The sequence below is a fragment of the Trichocoleus sp. FACHB-591 genome, assembly GCF_014695845.1.
Taxonomy (GTDB): Bacteria; Cyanobacteriota; Cyanobacteriia; order FACHB-46; family FACHB-46; genus Trichocoleus.
Map to the genome: position 1 here is coordinate 132,585 of NZ_JACJPA010000017.1, position 18,404 is coordinate 150,988.

The 18,404-nt window shown below is 48.3% G+C and carries 15 protein-coding genes; 11 read left to right on the forward strand and 4 right to left on the reverse strand.

What is annotated here, in order from left to right:
* Positions 1-58: 58 nt before the first annotated feature.
* Positions 59-2,782: a valine--tRNA ligase gene (locus H6F90_RS01775; protein ID WP_190549677.1), complete on the forward strand. Its 2,724-nt coding sequence runs from the start codon at positions 59-61 to the stop codon at positions 2,780-2,782.
* A 245-nt stretch (positions 2,783-3,027) separates the two neighbouring features.
* Positions 3,028-4,134 (forward strand): DUF3616 domain-containing protein, encoded by a 1,107-nt coding sequence (locus tag H6F90_RS01780; RefSeq protein ID WP_190549679.1) that lies wholly within the window; start codon positions 3,028-3,030, stop codon positions 4,132-4,134.
* A 2-nt stretch (positions 4,135-4,136) separates the two neighbouring features.
* Here H6F90_RS01780 and H6F90_RS01785 read toward each other — a convergent pair whose 3' ends face one another.
* Positions 4,137-5,777 carry an NCS2 family permease gene (locus H6F90_RS01785; RefSeq protein ID WP_190549681.1) on the reverse strand — a complete coding sequence of 547 codons (1,641 nt, stop codon included), beginning with the start codon at positions 5,775-5,777 and terminating at the stop codon, positions 4,137-4,139.
* 345 nt (positions 5,778-6,122) lie between these two features.
* Here H6F90_RS01785 and H6F90_RS01790 point away from each other — a divergent pair, with 345 nt between their 5' ends.
* The 3 genes from H6F90_RS01790 to H6F90_RS01800 all read left to right on the forward strand — a co-directional run bounded on the left by H6F90_RS01790 (position 6,123) and on the right by H6F90_RS01800 (position 7,535).
* On the forward strand, positions 6,123-6,482 hold the full coding sequence (locus H6F90_RS01790; RefSeq protein ID WP_190549683.1) for a hypothetical protein: 360 nt from the start codon (positions 6,123-6,125) through the stop codon (positions 6,480-6,482).
* Between the two features lie 182 nt (positions 6,483-6,664).
* On the forward strand, positions 6,665-7,129 hold the full coding sequence (locus H6F90_RS01795; RefSeq protein ID WP_190549685.1) for a hypothetical protein: 465 nt from the start codon (positions 6,665-6,667) through the stop codon (positions 7,127-7,129).
* Between the two features lie 142 nt (positions 7,130-7,271).
* Positions 7,272-7,535, forward strand: a complete 264-nt coding sequence (locus H6F90_RS01800; RefSeq protein WP_190435915.1) for a hypothetical protein — start codon at positions 7,272-7,274, stop codon at positions 7,533-7,535.
* A 185-nt stretch (positions 7,536-7,720) separates the two neighbouring features.
* Here the strand turns inward: H6F90_RS01800 and H6F90_RS01805 are convergent, their stop codons facing one another.
* Positions 7,721-9,850 carry an ABC1 kinase family protein gene (locus tag H6F90_RS01805; RefSeq protein WP_370587920.1) on the reverse strand — a complete coding sequence of 710 codons (2,130 nt, stop codon included), beginning with the start codon at positions 9,848-9,850 and terminating at the stop codon, positions 7,721-7,723.
* Positions 9,851-10,138: 288 nt separating this feature from the next.
* Here H6F90_RS01805 and recN point away from each other — a divergent pair, with 288 nt between their 5' ends.
* From recN to H6F90_RS01835, 6 genes are all read left to right on the forward strand, one after another.
* Positions 10,139-12,088, forward strand: a complete 1,950-nt coding sequence (gene recN / locus H6F90_RS01810; RefSeq protein WP_190549687.1) for a DNA repair protein RecN — start codon at positions 10,139-10,141, stop codon at positions 12,086-12,088.
* 697 nt (positions 12,089-12,785) lie between these two features.
* On the forward strand, positions 12,786-13,661 hold the full coding sequence (locus H6F90_RS01815) for a DUF4388 domain-containing protein (protein WP_190435920.1): 876 nt from the start codon (positions 12,786-12,788) through the stop codon (positions 13,659-13,661).
* Positions 13,661-14,203: an ATP/GTP-binding protein gene (locus tag H6F90_RS01820; RefSeq protein WP_190549689.1), complete on the forward strand. Its 543-nt coding sequence runs from the start codon at positions 13,661-13,663 to the stop codon at positions 14,201-14,203. Before H6F90_RS01815 ends, H6F90_RS01820 begins: the two co-directional genes overlap by 1 nt.
* Positions 14,204-14,611: 408 nt before the next feature.
* Complete coding sequence (locus H6F90_RS01825; RefSeq protein WP_190435927.1) at positions 14,612-14,980, forward strand: roadblock/LC7 domain-containing protein; 369 nt, start codon at positions 14,612-14,614, stop codon at positions 14,978-14,980.
* A gap of 70 nt (positions 14,981-15,050) precedes the next feature.
* Positions 15,051-15,518 carry a hydrocarbon-binding protein gene (locus tag H6F90_RS01830; RefSeq protein ID WP_190435930.1) on the forward strand — a complete coding sequence of 156 codons (468 nt, stop codon included), beginning with the start codon at positions 15,051-15,053 and terminating at the stop codon, positions 15,516-15,518.
* Positions 15,519-15,641: 123 nt separating this feature from the next.
* Positions 15,642-16,667, forward strand: a complete 1,026-nt coding sequence (locus H6F90_RS01835) for a pentapeptide repeat-containing protein (protein ID WP_190549692.1) — start codon at positions 15,642-15,644, stop codon at positions 16,665-16,667.
* Positions 16,668-16,686: 19 nt separating this feature from the next.
* On the opposite strand, the gene queG is transcribed toward H6F90_RS01835, so the two are convergent.
* Together queG and trmB are read right to left on the reverse strand one after the other, a co-directional pair.
* Positions 16,687-17,640, reverse strand: coding sequence for a tRNA epoxyqueuosine(34) reductase QueG (gene queG / locus H6F90_RS01840; RefSeq protein WP_190549694.1), 954 nt, complete (start codon positions 17,638-17,640; stop codon positions 16,687-16,689).
* A gap of 10 nt (positions 17,641-17,650) precedes the next feature.
* Positions 17,651-18,283, reverse strand: a complete 633-nt coding sequence (trmB, locus tag H6F90_RS01845) for a tRNA (guanosine(46)-N7)-methyltransferase TrmB (protein ID WP_190549696.1) — start codon at positions 18,281-18,283, stop codon at positions 17,651-17,653.
* Between the last annotated feature and the right edge of the window lie 121 nt (positions 18,284-18,404).

Genomic DNA, 18,404 nt, shown 5'->3' on the forward strand with positions numbered 1-18,404 from the left:
TGGCAGAATTTAGTAGTGTTAAGCATCTGTTCTGATTAATTTATTTAGTCTGCCCTTCATGACTGCAACTATCCCGACCCTCGCCAGCCAGTACGACCCCTCTACAACCGAATCTAAGTGGCAAACAGCTTGGGAGCAAAACCAAGTATTTAAGGCTGACCCCAATCATGGTGGAGAGCCTTACTGCGTGGTGATTCCGCCACCCAACGTCACGGGTAGCTTGCACATGGGGCACGCCTTCGAGAGTTCCCTGATTGATACTTTGGTGCGCTATCACCGGATGCTGGGTCGCAACACCCTCTGGCTGCCTGGTACTGATCACGCCAGCATTGCGGTGCAAACGATTTTAGACAAGCAGCTCAAGGCAGAAGGCAAAACTCGTTACGACCTGGGCCGTGAGCAGTTTCTAGAGCGGGCGTGGCAGTGGAAAGCTGAGTCTGGCGGCACGATCGTTAACCAGTTGCGGCGCTTGGGTGTCTCGGTTGATTGGTCACGGGAACGCTTCACGATGGATGAAGGGCTGTCTCGCGCGGTGCTGACTGCGTTTGTGCAGCTTTACGAAGAGGGGCTGATTTATCGGGGGCAGTACTTGGTTAACTGGTGCCCTGCTACTCAGTCAGCGGTGTCTGACTTAGAAGTAGAACCTCAAGAAGTTAATGGACATCTCTGGCACTTCCGCTATCCGCTCTCCGATGGTTCTGGTTATGTGGAAGTCGCGACCACTCGCCCCGAAACGATGTTGGGCGATACAGCCGTGGCGGTCAACCCTAACGACGATCGCTACAAGCATTTGATTGGCAAAACCCTCACCTTGCCGATCATGAATCGGGAAATTCCGATCATTGGCGATGAGTACGTTGATGCCAGCTTTGGGACAGGTTGCGTTAAAGTCACCCCTGCCCATGACCCCAACGATTTTGAGATGGGCAAGCGCCACAACTTACCGTTCATCAACATCATGAACAAAGATGGCTCGATGAATGAGAACGCAGGGCCATTCCAGGGGCAGGATCGCTTCGTGGCTCGCAAGAATGTGGTGGCACGGCTAGAGGCAGACGGTGTTCTCGTCAAAGTCGAGGACTATAAGCACTCGGTTCCCTACAGCGATCGCGGCAAAGTTCCAGTCGAACCGTTGCTCTCAACCCAGTGGTTCGTCAAAATCAAGCCGATGTCCGAGCGGGCGCTGGAGTTTCTTGACCAAAAACAAGAGCCAGTCTTCGTGCCCGATCGCTGGACGAAGGTATACCGGGATTGGTTGGTGAGCTTGCGCGACTGGTGTATCTCACGGCAACTTTGGTGGGGGCATCAAATTCCTGCTTGGTACGCAGTGAGTGAAACCAATGGCGAGATTATGGACAACACGCCCTTTGTGGTTGCCCATAGCGAAGCAGAAGCGAGAGAAAAGGCGATCGCGAAATTTGGCGCGGATGTCCAACTAGCACAAGATCCGGATGTGCTAGATACTTGGTTCTCGTCGGGTCTGTGGCCGTTCTCGACTTTGGGTTGGCCAGAACAAACGGCAGATTTGCAACGCTACTATCCCACCACAACGCTGGTGACTGGGTTCGACATTATATTCTTCTGGGTGGCCCGGATGACGATGATGGCAGGACACTTTACCGGACAAATACCATTTGAGACGGTATACATCCACGGTTTGGTGCGGGATGAAAACAACAAGAAGATGTCGAAGTCGGCTAACAACGGTATCGACCCGCTGTTGCTGATTAACAAATACGGCACTGATGCACTACGTTACACCTTAATCAGGGAAGTCGTGGGTGCAGGTCAAGACATCCGCTTGGAGTACAACCGCAAAACCGATGAATCCGCCTCGGTAGAAGCGTCTCGCAACTTCACCAATAAGTTGTGGAATGCCTCTCGGTTCGTGATGATGAACCTGGAAGGTCAAACTCCGCAGCAGTTAGGCCAACCTAGCGAGAATCTGGAACTGAGCGATCGCTGGATTCTCTCTCGCTTTTACCAAGTAGTACAGCAAACCCGCAACGACATTGATAACTTCGGGTTGGGTGAAGCGGCTAAGGGCTTGTATGAGTTCACCTGGGGCGACTTCTGTGACTGGTACATTGAATTGGTCAAGCCTCGCTTGCAAGGAGAGAACGCGACCTCTCGCAAAGCGGCTCAGCAAACCTTAGCTTATGTGTTGGAAGGTATCCTCAAACTGTTCCATCCCTTTATGCCGCACATCACCGAGGAGATCTGGCACACCCTGGCTCAAGCAGGCGAAGACCAGTATTTGGCGGTGCAAGCTTATCCAGAAGTCAATGCGGCTCAAATTGATGCTGAACTGGAGCACCAGTTTGATCTGTTGATCGGCACCATTCGCACTATCCGTAACCTGCGGGCAGAAGCAGATGTGAAGCCAGGAGCAAAGGTACAGACTATTCTGCAAAGTGAGAGCGATCGCGAACGCCAAATCCTTGATCAGGGTCAAGCCTACATCCAAAACCTCGCCAAAGTAGAAACCCTCAGCATCGTGGAGAAGCTGGAATCAGCACCTGAGGCGATCGCAGGTGTGGTTGGAACTGTGCAAGTTCTCGTGCTGCTTGCAGGTGTAGTAGATGTGGCTGCATTGAAGGCCAAGCTGGAGAAAGACCTCAAAAAGGTAGAAGCCGAGATCGCCGCTCTCTCTGGTCGTCTCAGCAACTCTAAGTTTGTGGATAAAGCTCCTGCTGATGTTGTCCAAAGTGCGCGAGATGCACTAGCCGAAGCCGAGAAACAAGCCGAGATTCTCAAAGCTCGATTGTCTCAAGTAAGTTAACCTCTCCCCAAGCCCCTCGCCTACAAGGCGAGGGGCTTTGAATATTTCTCCCCTTCCCACCCCTTTGGGAAAGCAAGCTACAGCAGGGAAGGGGCTGGGGGTTAGGTTTCATTCTGATTCCCGCTAGTCAGCTCGATAAATTGCCTGAGATCGATCGCTAAACTCCACCAAAAACGCGATCGCCTGAACATCGCTGAAAGTGAGCTAGCTTGGAACAAAGGCTAGTGTGCCGAAGGAGCAAAACGATGACAAACGGTTTTTTGTTGAGTCGAATTGTTTTGCAGTTTAGTTCTAAGTTTCAGGGGGTTTCTGAAGATCTCTCAGCGGTGATTCACACAAAAGATGGGCACCTGTGGGTTGCCTCCGATGAAGCTGCCACGATCGATCGCTTGTCCTTTGCAGAGCCTTATATTTACAAACACGACAAACAGTTCGCCCTCGCTGATCTGATCAATCTACCCGATCGCAAGAAGGTTGAAGTTGATATTGAAGGTATGGACTATGCCGATGAATATCTTTGGGTCGTTGGCTCCCACGGTACCAAACGAAAGAAAGTCAAAGACGAAAAAACTGATGAAGAAAATCTGCAACGCTTAACTGAGGTAGAGTTTGACCCCAATCGCTACATTCTGGCCCGAATCCCACTCTGCAATGGAGATTTGGTTAAGTCCTGTCCCCACTCCCAAGACCCCGCCCAACAATTAACCGCTGCGACCTTAGAACTCACAGCAGGCGGCAATGTTTTGATTGATGCCCTCAAGGCTGACTCTCACTTGGGGCCGTTTCTCTCTGCTTACACCCAAGCTCAGGATCAGCCGCTACTGTTGCCTGGAAAAGATAATGGTTTTGATGTTGAAGGGTTAGCAGTTTATGGCGATCGCATTTTTGTCGGGTTACGGGGACCCGTGTTACGCGGTTGGGCAATCATTTTAGAACTTGCTGTGGAACAGACAAATCCTGAAACTCTATCCTTAAAACCCATTGGTAAAGAAGGACAACTCTATAAAAAACACTTTTTTGATTTGGGTGGGTTAGGCATTCGAGATCTCCATTTCCAAGGCAAGGATCTGTTGATTTTGGCTGGCCCAACGATGGTACTCGACGGCTCTATTCGAGTGTTTCGTCTCACCAAAGCTCTAGATTTGGATGAAAACAGTCTGTGTGAGCAAGCCGAGGGAGAGCTAGAACTCCTGTTTGACATTCCCTACGGTGTTGGGTGCGATCGCGCCGAAGGCATGACCTTGTTTACCTGTATTAGTGACTCTCCCTCACTGATGGTGGTTTATGATGCGCCTTCGGAAACCCGGAAACGAGATCTAAAGGGTGTTTTAGCCGATGTTTTCAAACTGTGAGCTTAGTCTTGCGAGTACTCCTGAGGACCAGAGATTTCGTTGAGTAGGGGCTCTGGACTTTCGCTCTTGGCCTTCCGGGTTTGCCAGGCAGCGTAGAAAAATAGAATTGCTAGCAAACAGTAACCCACGGCCCAATCTCCTCCAGCGCCCCAACCCAAGTGGATGACCGTATCCGCAATCGCCCAGTTGTAGCTGTGCATCAACCCTATCCAAGAGAGTACGGCTGCCGCTAGCGACCACAGGGCGGCTTGTTTAAATTTGCGCTCAATAATATAGACGGTGATCCCTGCGAGGAGCATGGCCGAAAAAATAAATCCTTGCTCTAAGGCAAAGGCTCCGTCAATAAACATGCCGCTGTTTTGGAAGGATTTAATCAAATTGGGAGTAAACGGCTGAGCAGGTGTACCCAAACCCGCAGCCCGCAGAGCGTTCTTGGCAACCAGTACTCCCCAAGCCGCGATCGCAGGGAGCAACCCCACAACCACAGCAGGAGCATGGCGCAGCGGTGTAGCTGTAAAACTCTGAGCCACAATCACAATCGCAATCCACAGCACGATCGCCATTCCCGCTTCAATGGGCACAAAGTAAGCCAGCAAGCCGACCGTTCCGCTCAAACACAACAGCGCCATCACAACGCCATTGAGCGTCGAATACCCAACTCTTGCACCCAGCGCTTTCCAACCGGGATGCCCAATGTAAATCGTTGTAGGGAAACAAGAACCACAGACGGCTGCCACAATTGTGCCAATGCCATTCACCGCCAAACAAGGAGCAGATGGGTAAGAGTCTCCAGCGGCTTCCGCACTTTCCAAATTCTGAATGCTGCCAATTAAGTTAAACAGGCCCATTGGCAAAATCACGCTCAAGTAATCGATCAAGACCGATCGCCCTTGCCACAACTCGCCTAGCCAGAATCTGGGCAAGTAAATGCCGATGGGTTCTAAAGCCGTTGCAAAGCGAGTCGCATCCCAACCGACCAATCCTGTGCCCCAAGCAAGCCCTATCCCCAGTAGTACCGCTAGCAGCCCCCCTGGAATCGCAAAGCGCACTTGCCCAAAATAAGTCAGAAGAATTACACCCAGCGGCACTAACCCCACAATTGGACTAGCAAACGTGCGAAACAGAAAGTCCATTGCGATGAAGGTTACGGCAATGCCACCTAAGGTTGAGAGCAAAGCGGCTCTCGGTGCCAGTCGGCGCAAACCTTCCCCAATCCAAGCACCTGCTAGTTCGATTAAACCGGAGCCTAAACAGGCGACCAAACCTGCCTGCCAAGCTAGTTCTGCGGCTTGTTCTGGGGATACTCCTTGAGCGATCGCAGCTAGTTTAACGGGCAGCATCACCAGAAATACATAAGCAAAGAGACTCACAGTATTAATGCCGTAGGGCAAAGCAGTAATGTCATCCCGCTGCTCCCGCTGGCCTTGTTGATACGCCAGCCAAGCATAGTAAAAGTTACCAACAATTAAGCTAAGCGCTACGCCAGGTAGAATGCGGCCATACAAAATTGCGCCTGGAAAATTTAAGACTCCCTGGCACAGGCTAACAATCACCAAAATTTGAATGAAATTATCGAGAGCGAGGCCAAAAAAGCCATCAATATCTCTGCGGACAAACCACCGTGGAGAGTTAATTGTTTGCATGGGTATGCTCTAGTCTCTGTAGCCAAGAGTTCAGCGTCAAAAAAGCTACAATTCGCTAGTATCTCAGACTAAAGCCCTCATGCTCACAAGCGAATAATAGTCCTAGCTCTTGTAGAGAGTGATATTCGAGGCTACCCTGCCACTTTTGCAAAAAATGTAATTCTTAATACCAACTTTTTTGAAAGGCACTGTTTTTTAGGTAGCTCATCATCTCCCACTTATGCCCTGTATCGGTATTAACAAAGTTTCATAAACCAACAACTGTCGTAAGATGGATGGTTAATCTTGTTAAATAATTCTTTAATCAACTAACATTCTGATCAAGCTCCAAAAGACGTAGAACTTATGGGTTCATCACCAACGACCTTAGAACTTAAGCCAGAAAAAGCTGCTACCTCAAGCCGTAGCCAAGCTTTTGGCACCGTGACCACTCAGACCTGCTTACTTCAGACGATTCCTCCAGAGCGAGTTGGGTTAAATGGTGAGTACGACCATAGCGGTTTAGCTAAGCGGGTCCAGTTAGCGTTTCAACAGACCTTCAGCTCTGAACAAATTCAGGCGCTCTCTGTATCCCAGCGCGGCAGAGTGGTTGTGCTCAAAGGGCGAGTTTCCCAAGGCTTACTGCAAAGGCTAGTGGAGATCGCTGCCAAAATTCATGGAGCCACCGATGTTGAAACTTATGCGGTGACTTCCATTGAAGAATAAAGCTAGAGCCATCGTCTCAGCGATCGCTCCTGCCAGGTTGAGTAATTCTGAGCGATCGCCCTTCGCGACTATGCTTGAGAATTAGGCTTGAGAATTGGGCTTGAAGGTTGCGCTTGAAGACATCTTCGTAAAACGAGATATACTGTCTCTCAAGAATATGCTTATGTTTAGCTTGAGTTGCGATGCTGCATTTAGCCCAAGTGCAAAAAAAAGGATTTTTAGGAAAGGCTGACTTGCAGTTGCTTGCCCGTCAAAAATCCGAAACAACCTGGGTCTTGGCGGCTAAAGAAGATGTGGTTTTATCTACTGAAGCCCATGCTTTTGGTGAAGGAACATTAGTTCTAGTTGAAGTGGCAGAAGATCGTCAAGTGACCAACGTCCAAGACGCTACAGAGTGGGTCCTTGAGTTAGTTCAGAAATATTTGATTGCAGGCCTGACTCCTGCTCTTTTGCAGCAAGAAGCAGAAAGGGCTGAGCAATGGCGACAGTCTTTGACTTTACAAAGCCAGGAATTAGGCCGACGCACGCTAGAAGTAGAAGCGCGGCGTGAGCAGATTCAGGAACTTGAGGAAAACTTGAAGCGCGAGAAACAAGAGCTAGAAGCATTAGCGCAGCAGTTAAAAGTTTCTCTACAAGACGAGTCATAGCAGAGCGAAAAATTGTAGCTAATCTTACAGAGCCAAAAGTCCTTCTCAAGGAAGAATTTTCGCCACCCAAGTTTAAGTTAATTTGAGATTAAGAAATATTTAACAATAGAACTTAGTGTCGCTACATCACTAAAGGGTGGCTATGGCAAATTGTAATAACGCAGCTAAAGACAACTTTTTTTATCCTAGGAGCCGTTACTACGGTACTTTTACACCTGAAACGTTAGCTTTTAATGCCAACCTGCAAGAGTTCTCCCAGAAAGTTGCCTATATTTCCGCTCTAGAGACAGGTGGCAAACTTCCTCCTGAGCAGGCCTATAAGCAAGTTAAAACTCTGTGGAAACAGTTAAAGCGCAGTCGCAAGGCTTTAGGAATCAGTCCCAATCTATACCCTGACAACCAGTAATTGCGTGAGCCATAGAAGCCCTAATAGATTCGATTCCTCTGTGACGGCTACATCTGTACATAGGCAGATGCAGCAGAGCTACCAGGAAGACCCTAAAAATAGCTCTCTACTAAAGGCCCTCAAAATTAGAGCGATCGCCTAACTCCAGAAGATAAGAGTTAGGCGATCGCTTTAATTCGGTTAATTTATCGGCTAACAGCGGCGGGTAGAGCCAGATGAGAAGATGAGTTACCGTTAGCTTGCCTTGAGAAGCCATTCGTTGCGGAACTGGGAGCCACAGGAGTAGCATCTTCTTTGAGTAACACTTCACGAATGAAGCGAGCTGCCACACGTTGCGCTAAACCACTGGCGATCTGCTGTCCCATGTGCTGTGTCTCTGGCTTAGCTAATAGCCGAGGAATTAAGGGTAACAGTTGAGCCGCGTCAAAACCTTGGGTTTCGCGCAAGATGCCCCAAATTCGTTTGATATGGTCCAAACTCTGTTGCTCGTCAGCAGGAGCAGCGCCTTGCTGGTTTACTGCTAAGCCTACCCTTTCGCGCACCATATAGCTGAGGTTGTGGAAGGCATTGCGACCCAGTGCATCTACCCCTTTAATAATTTCATCAACTAACCTATTGCGAATAAACACGCCTCGCTCGGAAAAGAGAAAATCTACTGCCTGAGTCATGACTTGATTTAAGTCATAGTCTTGGCTGTCGCGAGCATTCTTGAGCAAGTTCTCTAAACGGTTCCAGCGGAAACTGCCATCTTTGAAGAGCAGGTCACGCAGAGAATTCCGCAATTCCGGTGCTGGATCAGTCAGCAAGCGCTTGGAAACATAAGGATAAGCTTTGCTGAGAACTTTGAAATTAGGATCTACGTTGATCGCAATGCCTTCTAGCGTAACGAGCGATCGGATGATCAGTGCGTAGTAAGCTGGCACTCGGAAGGGATATTCGTACATCAGGGCCGAAAATTCATCGGTGATGCTCTTGAAATTTAATTCTGCTACACTCGCGCCGAGGGCGTTACTGAAAACGTTAGCTAGAGCTGGAATGATCGGAGTCAGGTCAGTTTCAGGAGTGAGAAATTCTAGCTTCACATAATCGTGAGCCAAACCCTCAAAGTCCCGGTTGACCATATGCACCACGGCTTCAATCAGGCCGTAGCGCTGGTAGGGCTTGACTTCGCTCATCATGCCGAAGTCTAGATAAGCCAACTTGCCATCGGGTGTGGCTAGCAAGTTGCCTGGGTGGGGATCAGCGTGGAAAAAGCCGTGCTCCAGGAGTTGGCGCAAAGAACACTGCACCCCCACCTCAATCAGGTAGCTGGCATCAATGCCTTGAGCTTTGAGTTGCTCTGGCTGAGTCAGCTTGGTGCCGTTGATCCACTCCATCGTCAGCACGCGCCGCTGCGTATATTCCCAATAAATTTTAGGGACGTAAATATCTTGCAAGTGACCGTAAAGCCGAGCAAAGCGTTCTGCATTGTGCCCTTCGTGGATGTAGTCCATCTCTTCAAAGACACGGCTACCAAATTCATCCAAGATGGCAATGAGGTCACTCCGGACTTGTTTAATGTTTCGCTGTGCCCAACCCGCTAGACCCCTGAGTAGATACAAGTCCAGGGTAATATTTTGGGCCAATCCGGGCCGTTGTACCTTAACGGCGACCAGTTCCCCAGTTTTAAGCCTGCCTTTGTAGACCTGCCCTAAAGATGCTGCCGCAATAGGTTGAGGCGTTAGTTCGGCGTAAATCTCTTCTGGGCGATCGCCGAGCTCTTCTTCAATAAACTGGTAAGCCAGCTCGTTGGGGAAAGGAGGTAGCTGATCCTGGAGTTGCGTTAGTTCTTCTAGAAACAGCGGCGGAACCAGATCAGGCCGAGTGGAGAGAGCTTGCCCCACTTTTATGTAGGCTGGCCCTAAGGCAGTCAAGACTTCCCGCAAGCGCACGGCGCGAAGGCGTTGATTTTTAGCTGCTTGTCCTGTCCGCTTGTCCCACCATAAGCTCAGCCCAAAGGTCAGAAATGGCCAAATGATGGTGAGCAAACGACCCCATACTTGCAACGGTTTGGAGCGGTAGTAGTCCGCGATCGCTACTGGGTCATAGCGCAAGCCAGCAACTTCCGGATCAAATTCCGCTTCGTCCACGGGTTCGGGCATTAGCATCTCTGGCGGCAAGGCGACTGACTCACTTTTTACCGTAATGGTTGAGGCCGTGATGGTTGAAGGGGAGGTTGAGTTTGTCACTACTATTCCGGCTGGAATAGCAGACTCTGGCTGAACTGAGCGTAAGTCAGTTCGCGTAGCAGTAGAAGATATCTCAACATTCTTCATGGGTTCAGGACTGATTGGGGAGCAGCGATGTTAAGTATTGTAACAACTCAATTCATCATAGCTCTGAGTTCATTTTCACTCTAGCTTTTGATTGAATTGCTCAATTCTCATTTCGGGGTAAGGGAAGCAGGGGTACGGCAACTCACACTAAACTAAATGGGTAGCCCCCTTTGATTCGATGTGATTTCCACCAGGAGACCTGGTTTTACCTGCTGCTTAGGACGCAGTATCTTCAGTGTCTAGGGAGTTCGAAGTTTTTTCCTCTTCCTTCAAGGTCAATTCTGCCTCATGTTGCTTTCTCTTCGGATTGAAAACTTTGCTCTAATCGATCGCCTGGAGTTAGAGTTCAGCACTGGTCTGAATGTCTTGACGGGCGAAACAGGTGCTGGCAAATCAATTATTTTGGATGCGATTGACGCAGCCTTGGGTGGTAAGGTGACGAGTCGGGCCATTCGGACTGGAGCCGATCGTGGTTTAGTAGAGGCTACGTTTGCTCTGGACCCGTCGTTAGCTGCTTGGCTGACGGAGCAAGAAATTGACCTCCTAGATGATGCCTCTCTAGTTTGTAGCCGCGAAATGGTGGCAGGCCAGAGCACCCTGCGCAGCCGATCGCGCCTGAATGGGGTGCTGGTGAACAAGCAGCAAATGGAAATTCTTCGCGATCGCCTGGTAGAAATCACGGCCCAAGGCCAAACCATGCAGTTAGGGCAGGCCGCAAATCAGCGTGAGTGGCTGGATGGTTTTGGGGGGCCACCGCTCCTAGAACAACGGGCAGCGGTGAGTAGTGCCTTTATTGCTTATCAACAGGCTTCACAAGCTTTAGAGAAGCGGCGACACTCCGAGAGCCAGCGGCTGCAACAACTAGACCTATATCAATATCAGTTGCGAGAGTTAAGCACTGCCAACTTGACGGAAGCGGATGAGCTAGAGCAACTGGAGCAAGAACGGCAGCGACTCAGCCATAGTGTGGAATTGCAGCAGCAAAGTTACCAGGCGTATCAAGCCCTCTATCAAAACGATGCTGGGGAGCCTGCCTGTGCTGACCTGCTGGGCAATGCCGAAGTAATTTTGAACGATATGCTGCGCTACGACCCTGAATTGCAGCCTGTTCTAGACCTAGTAACCGATGCCTTGGCCCAAATTCAGGAAGCGGGGCGGCAAATTAATGCCTATGGGGAAAGCGTCGAAACTGATCCCCAGCGGTTGCAGGATGTGGAAGACCGCATCGCTGAGCTGAAACAAATTTGCCGCAAATATGGCCCTACCTTAGCCGATGCGATCGCCTTTCAACAGCGGGTGCAGTCAGAGCTAGAAGCTCTCACCGGAGGTGGTTTATCGCTAGAAGAGTTAGAGCAAACTTACCAAGAACGCCGAACTGCTCTAGTAACAGTGTGTGCCCGGTTAACTGAGTTACGTCAAGTGGCTGCCCGTGAGCTAGAAGGCCGCCTGATCCGAGAATTAAAGCCCCTGGCAATGGAAAAGGTGCAGTTTCAAGTGCAAATTGCGCCGATCGCCCCTACTGCCAACGGAGCCGATCAAATCACCTTCTTGTTTAGTCCTAACCCTGGAGAACCTTTACAACCATTAAACGAGACGGCATCCGGTGGGGAGATGAGCCGCTTTTTACTGGCGATTAAAGCTTGTTTCTCGCAAGTCGATTTGATTGGCACACTCGTTTTTGATGAAATCGATGTGGGGGTTTCCGGTCGGGTAACCCAGGCGATCGCCGAGAAACTATACCAACTGAGCCAACAGCACCAAGTCCTTTGTGTGACTCACCAACCGATTGTGGCGGCGATGGCAGACTATCACTTCCATGTCGATAAGCAAGCGATCGCTGAGCCTGTGGTGGTGGCAACCAAGAATGGCAAACGCAGCCAATCTAAAGGCAAGCCAGCCGCAGCTACAGCTACAGATACAGAAACTACAGCCGTTGACCTGATCACCTCCGAAGCAGATTTAGAAGCGATTCGGACGGTGGTGCGTGTCACGACCTTAGATCCCAACCAGCGTCGAGAAGAACTAGCCCAACTTGCGGGAGGGCGCTCAGCTCAGGAAGCGATCGCCTTTGCCGACTCTCTGCTGGCCCAAGCAGCCGACCTGCGCCAAACGCCTGCAACCACTACAATTGCCCCTGTTGAGACTGTTACACCAGCGGAAGTCAACTCTAAATCAAAGGCTCGCTCAACCTCCACTCGGGCTAAAGCCTCGCGATCGCAAGCTCCAAAAAAGGCTTAGTTCATCATTTTGGTGTTATTAATATCACACGTTTCTTACTTGCGTCAGCAGGGCTATTGAGCTGCAACCAATTAACTTCAAGAGTTTACATGCGTTGTTGAGCTTTGATAGCAACGTATATTTTTTTACTAGACCACTTTAAAAAATATATTTCACTATCTATAGCGATCCCAAATGGGTTGCACCTCTCACAACCCGCCAATTTTAGAAATCATTTAGGACTGCTATATGTTCAATGATTAAAAACTCAGCCATTTTGCTGAAAGTCGATACCAAACAGATTGAAAACTGAGGTTGCTGAGAATTATTAAACTCATTTGGGCAAACTGAGCGAGTGATATTGAGAAATCAATTAGTCAAGCAACTAAACAGTGACCTATGGAGGCAGACAGGAATCTGTTCGAGATTAACTTTGCTTACAAGGTGGCGGAATATTTTTAAGCCATATATCGCATGCAAAGTCTTTTTACTTTGCCTTATAACTGTCCTTGAAGCTATATTTTTTAGTCATGACCATTATTCTTGAAACTAGTTGACAGTCTACAAACAAAAATTTATATCTGTAAACTTCTACTCAAAAAATCAACAGGTATAAATTAAAGACGAAAATCCTAAGAACTAATACTTCATCTACCTATTAAACATATTCGTAGGGTTGATATTATCCCTATCAACCCTAAAATCAGGGATTGCCAACATGACTTTAGCTAGTTCTCTCACAGACTTTTCTTTAGCAGAGCTGTTCCGAATGATTGACCAAGGACGCAAGTCGGGTCGTTTGACGCTTCTCATCGCCGGCGATGCTCCAACCTCTCAAGCGCCCGTTTGTCGATACATTTGGTTTCGGCAGGGACGAGTCATTGCTGCGGCTGACCGTTTAGATGGGCAAGGCTTAATTTCCCAAATTACAACGAGAGGATGGTTGAGCCAGCGAGTGATTGAAAGATTGGGTAATCTTGCTGGAGGAGAAACTCCTTTAGGGTTGACCTTAAAAACTCAAGGAGCGTTGCAAGCCGAACAATTAAATTTGCTTTTTTCAGCTCAGATGCAGCAAATTTGGAGCTTATTTGGGATTCAAACAGGGCGGTTTGATTTAGATGGTAAAGCTACTTTACCTAGCACTGAAATGACGGGTTTGAGTTTGCCAGCAATGGAAGTTGCTCTGGCAGGTTTGAGAGCCATGAAAGATTGGACTACATTGACTGACGTGCTGCCAGAAGCTAACTCAGCCATCCAAAGCATCATTCCAGGAAAACCGCAATTCCGCTTGAATCCTGTTGAGTCCCAAATTTGGGAATTTGCCAGTGGTTCAGTTTCTCTGAACGCGATCGCTAAGCAACTCAATCAACCCGTTGCTAAAGTCCAACAAGCAGCTTTCCGCCTCATGCTAGCTGGTTTGGTAGAGGAGCTTCCTCTGATCACATCTGGTTCAAATGTCAAGGGCCCTCCAATAGTTCTCGACCCGATCGAGCAGTTTCCAGAGGAGCCCAAGAAGACAGAAACCGCAGAAAAATCCAAAGTGAGCAACTCCTTTCTGCAAAACTTGGTTGGCTTTTTACGGAGCAAGAGCTAATGGAAATTTTACGAATTGTTGTAACAGGAACAGTTGGGGCCGGAAAGACCACCTTCATCCGTACCATTAGCGAAATTGATGTGGTCGATACAGACCGTCGAGCCACCGATGAAGTGGCTGAGCAAAAGCGCAATACCACAGTCGCTTTTGACTTTGGCCGTTTGACTTTTGCCCCTGGCCAAGCCATGCATCTGTATGGCACACCTGGTCAATCGCGATTTGACTTTATGTGGGACATGCTGATTGAGAAAGCACATGCCTACATTTTGTTACTAGATGCCAATCGGCCTCAAGACTTTCGTTATGGTCGGCGAATTTTGGCTTTCATGAATCAGCGAGTACAAATTCCCATGATTATTGGGCTGACTCATATGGATTGCCCTGGGGCATGGGATGCAGAAAACGTTGCTTTGGCCTTAGGGTTATTAGATCCAGCTTCTCGGCCTCCCATTGTAACTGTGAATGCCAATGAGAAAGAGTCTGTATTCGAAACTCTCGTTGCTTTAATTGAGCAACTGATGGGAGCTGCCGCTGTGAAGTAAAGAAATATCGTAGAGATTTGGTTTTACCAGGAGTTAGCTGCTCCAGGCTCTAAATTGATTCTCTACTAAATTCTTTCACTTCACATGTTATAAAGTCTTCTTCTTTGTGAAGAATAACTCAAGTAAAAAGCGCAAGAATTTAATTGGTAAATTTAATTAATAATTTATTCTTGTTTGACCTGTTATAAAGCCTCATTTCTTGTGAATAATAAGTCAAGCAGAGGGCATAAAGAGTTCAGTTAAGAGGCAATTTTAACTACTGAATATATCACTTCATTCAGTGAGTTACTATCAGAAATAAGATGGATCAAACAGAAGACTAACCAGATTTGTTGCCAGCTTCTGGATGAAAATTTTAACCTCTCCATCTCGCCAAACACTCACAACACTACCATCGAGGAACAAGCCATGATTGTTGTTTCAGCTCTACAAGATGTCCTCCAAAATTTCGTTAGCGGCACCCCCGATGTTCAAGGTGCAGCTCTAGTTAGCCCCGATGGCCTTGCTTTAGCGTCTGCTCTTCCTGCCGGTTTTGACGAAGAAAGAACATCGGCAATGTCTGCGGCCATGATCTCTCTAGGCGAGCGAATTGGCCAGGAGTTAGCGCGGGGAGCAATTGACCGGATTTTTGTGGAAGGCGAGAAAGGCTACGGAGTGCTAGTGGGTTGTGGCACCGAAGCCGTACTTCTAGTCCTAGCTAGTTCTAGCGCCAAGCAAGGCTTGTTGAACTTAGAGATTAAGCGAGCGGTTGCCTCAATCACTCCTATGGTCAGCTAGAAATAACGCTTGACTCAACTGAAACCAAGTATTCGTCGATCTTCATCTTCAAAAAATTAGGGAATCATTCATGACTACGTCGCGTGAACAACTCGGAGATTTCAGCAGTATCGTTTGCCTAAAGTCCATCATTGTTGGCATGGAAGATGCTTTAGGTGAGAAAGCAACTGCCATCTCTTTAATTGCAGCAGGTCGGGCTCGGGGCAAAAAGCTGGCAGCAGAATTAGGCTTGGTCAACTCAGCAGTGTCCTTGGAAGATGCTACCTCCAAGGTGGCCCACGCTTTGGGAAAGGATGGAACTCGTTTGCTGGTCCTAGACAAAATTGAGCGAGACGGTGGCACCATCAAAGTGTATACACAGGAGACTATCTGCTCTGCTGGCGAACCTCAAGGCTCAGAGCGAAAGTGCACTTTTACCCTAGGTGCTGTTTGGGGGGCATTAGAGGCAATTCTAAGTAAGCGCTTACAAGGTAAGCATACTGAATCTGTTCTGCGTGGTGGCACCCATGATGTTTTTGAATTTACTCAACTAGGATAAGCGTCAAAGCGCAAAGGTACTCTTGAATAAGAATGAGCAGCGCCATGAATCAAAGTTCAATTGCTACGGCGTTGCTCATTTTTTACATGCTAAATAGTGTTTTAAATCTTCAGGGATGAGCAGATGATGAGTAGGAGTGGACAGGAAAGCATTCAAGCTGCGGCTGAATTGTTGGAGCAATACAGCTCGGGTAGAAGAGACTTTTGTCAAGCAGAGCTAAGCCAAGCAAATTTAATTGAAGCCGTACTCTGTGAAGCTGACCTCTCGAAATCTAATTTGACTGAATCTAATTTGATTCTGGCTAACCTCTCTCAAGCTAATTTAACTGGAGCAGTTTTAGTTCGGGCCAACTTGAATGGGGCAGAGTTAACCAATGCCAACCTTAGTCAATCTAATCAAGTCCAAGCTGGTTTAATTGGAGCCAATCTGAGTGGAGCCAATCTGAGTGGAGCCAATCTGAGTGGAGCCAATCTGAGTGGAGCCAATCTGAGTGGAGCCAATCTGAGTGGAGCCAATCTGAGCGGAGCCAATCTGAGCGGAGCCAATCTGAGCGGAGCCAATTTGAGTGGAATAGATTTTCACAAAGTATTTTGTAGCCTGACGACTTGTTTCCCTCCAGACTTTAATGTGGGGGCGGCAGGGATATATATTCTAAAACCCGATATCTCTCTACAGAATGTAGATTTAAGCCAAGCTAACTTAGACTGGGTAGATCTGAATTTCGCTTCTCTACAAAAGGTTACTTTAGTCGAAGCAACGTTACGTCAAGCAGGTTTGTCTTGTGCCAATTTAAGCAATTCAAATTTAAGTAAAGCTAATTTAACCGCAGCCAATCTCAGCCAAGCTAATTTAGAAACTGCTAATCTGACAGCCGCCATCTTAAATGATGCGAATTTAGGACAAGCGAAACTAGCTAGAGCTAACCTCAATCAAGCAATTCTAGTAAACGCTAATTTAAGTGAAGCTAATCTGGAATCTAGTCATCTGATTGGGGCTAATTTATGCGGAGCAGATTTAAGTAAGGCCAAGCTTTCCCAAGCAAATCTGCAAGATGCTATTTATGACCAAGGTAGTGACTTTGCCGCCGGAACTCGTTTTCCAAAGGGCTTCAATCCTGAAAGAGCTGGAGCTTCTATTCGTAATGCTTAAAGCATAGTTATCTTTAGTATCAGGTATTGCTGAGGTTGGCACGGGCATTACGACGTAACATCTCAGGTTTAATTCGCCGTAGGGCGGAAGCTGGAAAGCGGCGATCGCATTCTTCATCAGAAATGTTTGCCAGTTCACTCAGCTTAGGAGCCACGTTCTGGGGGTAAGGCTGAAATTCAGTGGCGTCTGTGGCTTGAGCAAAGCGTTGGTTCCAAGGGCAGACATCTTGGCAGATATCACAACCTGCGACCCAGCCCTGCATTTTTGTCGCGATCGCTTCTGGGAGAGTTTCAGCTCGGTTCTCAATCGTATGGTAGGCAATGCAGCGGTTGGCATCTACCACAAATGGTTGGGCGATCGCTCCGGTGGGACATGCCTCCAGGCAACGGGTACAGGTGCCGCAATGCTCGGTGTGCGGGCGATCGGGTTCTAAAGCTAAGTTGGTTAACACTTCCCCAAGAAAAACCCAAGAACCATACTCTCGCGTAATCACGTTGCTATTTTTGGCAATCCACCCCAAGCCCGCTCGTTGAGCCCAAGCTTTATCTTGAATAGGGCCTGTATCAGCATAGTAACGGGCTTGGATGCCGTCCCCTTGGGCTTGTAGCCAGTTAGCAAAAGCCTTAAGTTTTTTATGCAATATGCGATGGTAGTCCCGCCCCCAGCCGTAGCGAGAAATCTTGGCATACTCTTGTCCTTCAGGTCGCTGATCGGCAGTGTAGTAGTTGAGTGCTACGCAGATGATTGACTGCACCTCTGGCATAATTAGGCGTACATCTTGGCGTTTAGGATTATCCATCCAAGCCATATCCGCTTGGTAGCCTGTATTCAACCAAGTTTGCAGCCTCTGTACTTCAGGACTGTTGGCATCGGGGTCTACTGCGGCAATTCCAACTTTGTGAAAGCCTAGCTCCAAAGCTTTTTGCTTGATGCGATCGCGATCGATATTGGCAGCTCTGACTAGGTCACTCATAGGGTTGACTCTAAGTACGCACAAACAAAGCTCGGTAGACAGGTCCTCCTCGTTCCAACGTCATACATTCCCGTTCCGTCGGCACTGGTAGAGGATTTTCACTCAGCCAAGATTCCCCCTGCCGCTGAAACGCTGCGTGCTCCTCAAAGCGATCGCACATTTCTACAGCTACTTCTTGAATATCAGACTGAAGAAAGACAACGCCACCCTTAACCAAATAGCTAGCCAGTTCTCTCACTAACTCTGGCTGCACTACCCGTCGCTTTTGGTGGCGGCGCTTAAACCAAGGGTCAGGAAACTGAATCGTTACTCGTTGCAACACTCCCTTCGGTAAAGAGTGCAACAGCGATCGCGCCGAAGTATTGGCATTACAAAACAAGTAGTGCAAATTGGGCAAATTCAGCTCATCGCGCTCCTGGTTGGCTTGATCTACCAAAGGAGCCCGAATTTCCAAACCTAAGAAATTCCAACTCGGTTCCGTTTGCGCCATACTCAGCACAAAACGACCTCTCGCACAGCCAATGTCCAAATGTAGCGGCTGGTTTGAGTCCGTATACACTTGGTTCCAATCCGGGGGATGAACTGGACTTTGATATTTGCGGCTCAGCGGATTAACGTGTTCTCGAACTCGAACCAGTGACAAGGTTAATGCTTCCTCTCGTAAATGCTGAACAAGCTGTACCGTAATTTCTTCTCAGGATTATCCTTGAGAGGAAATCAGTTTGCGACAATATAAACCAATTTAATCGATTCCCAAGTTAGTT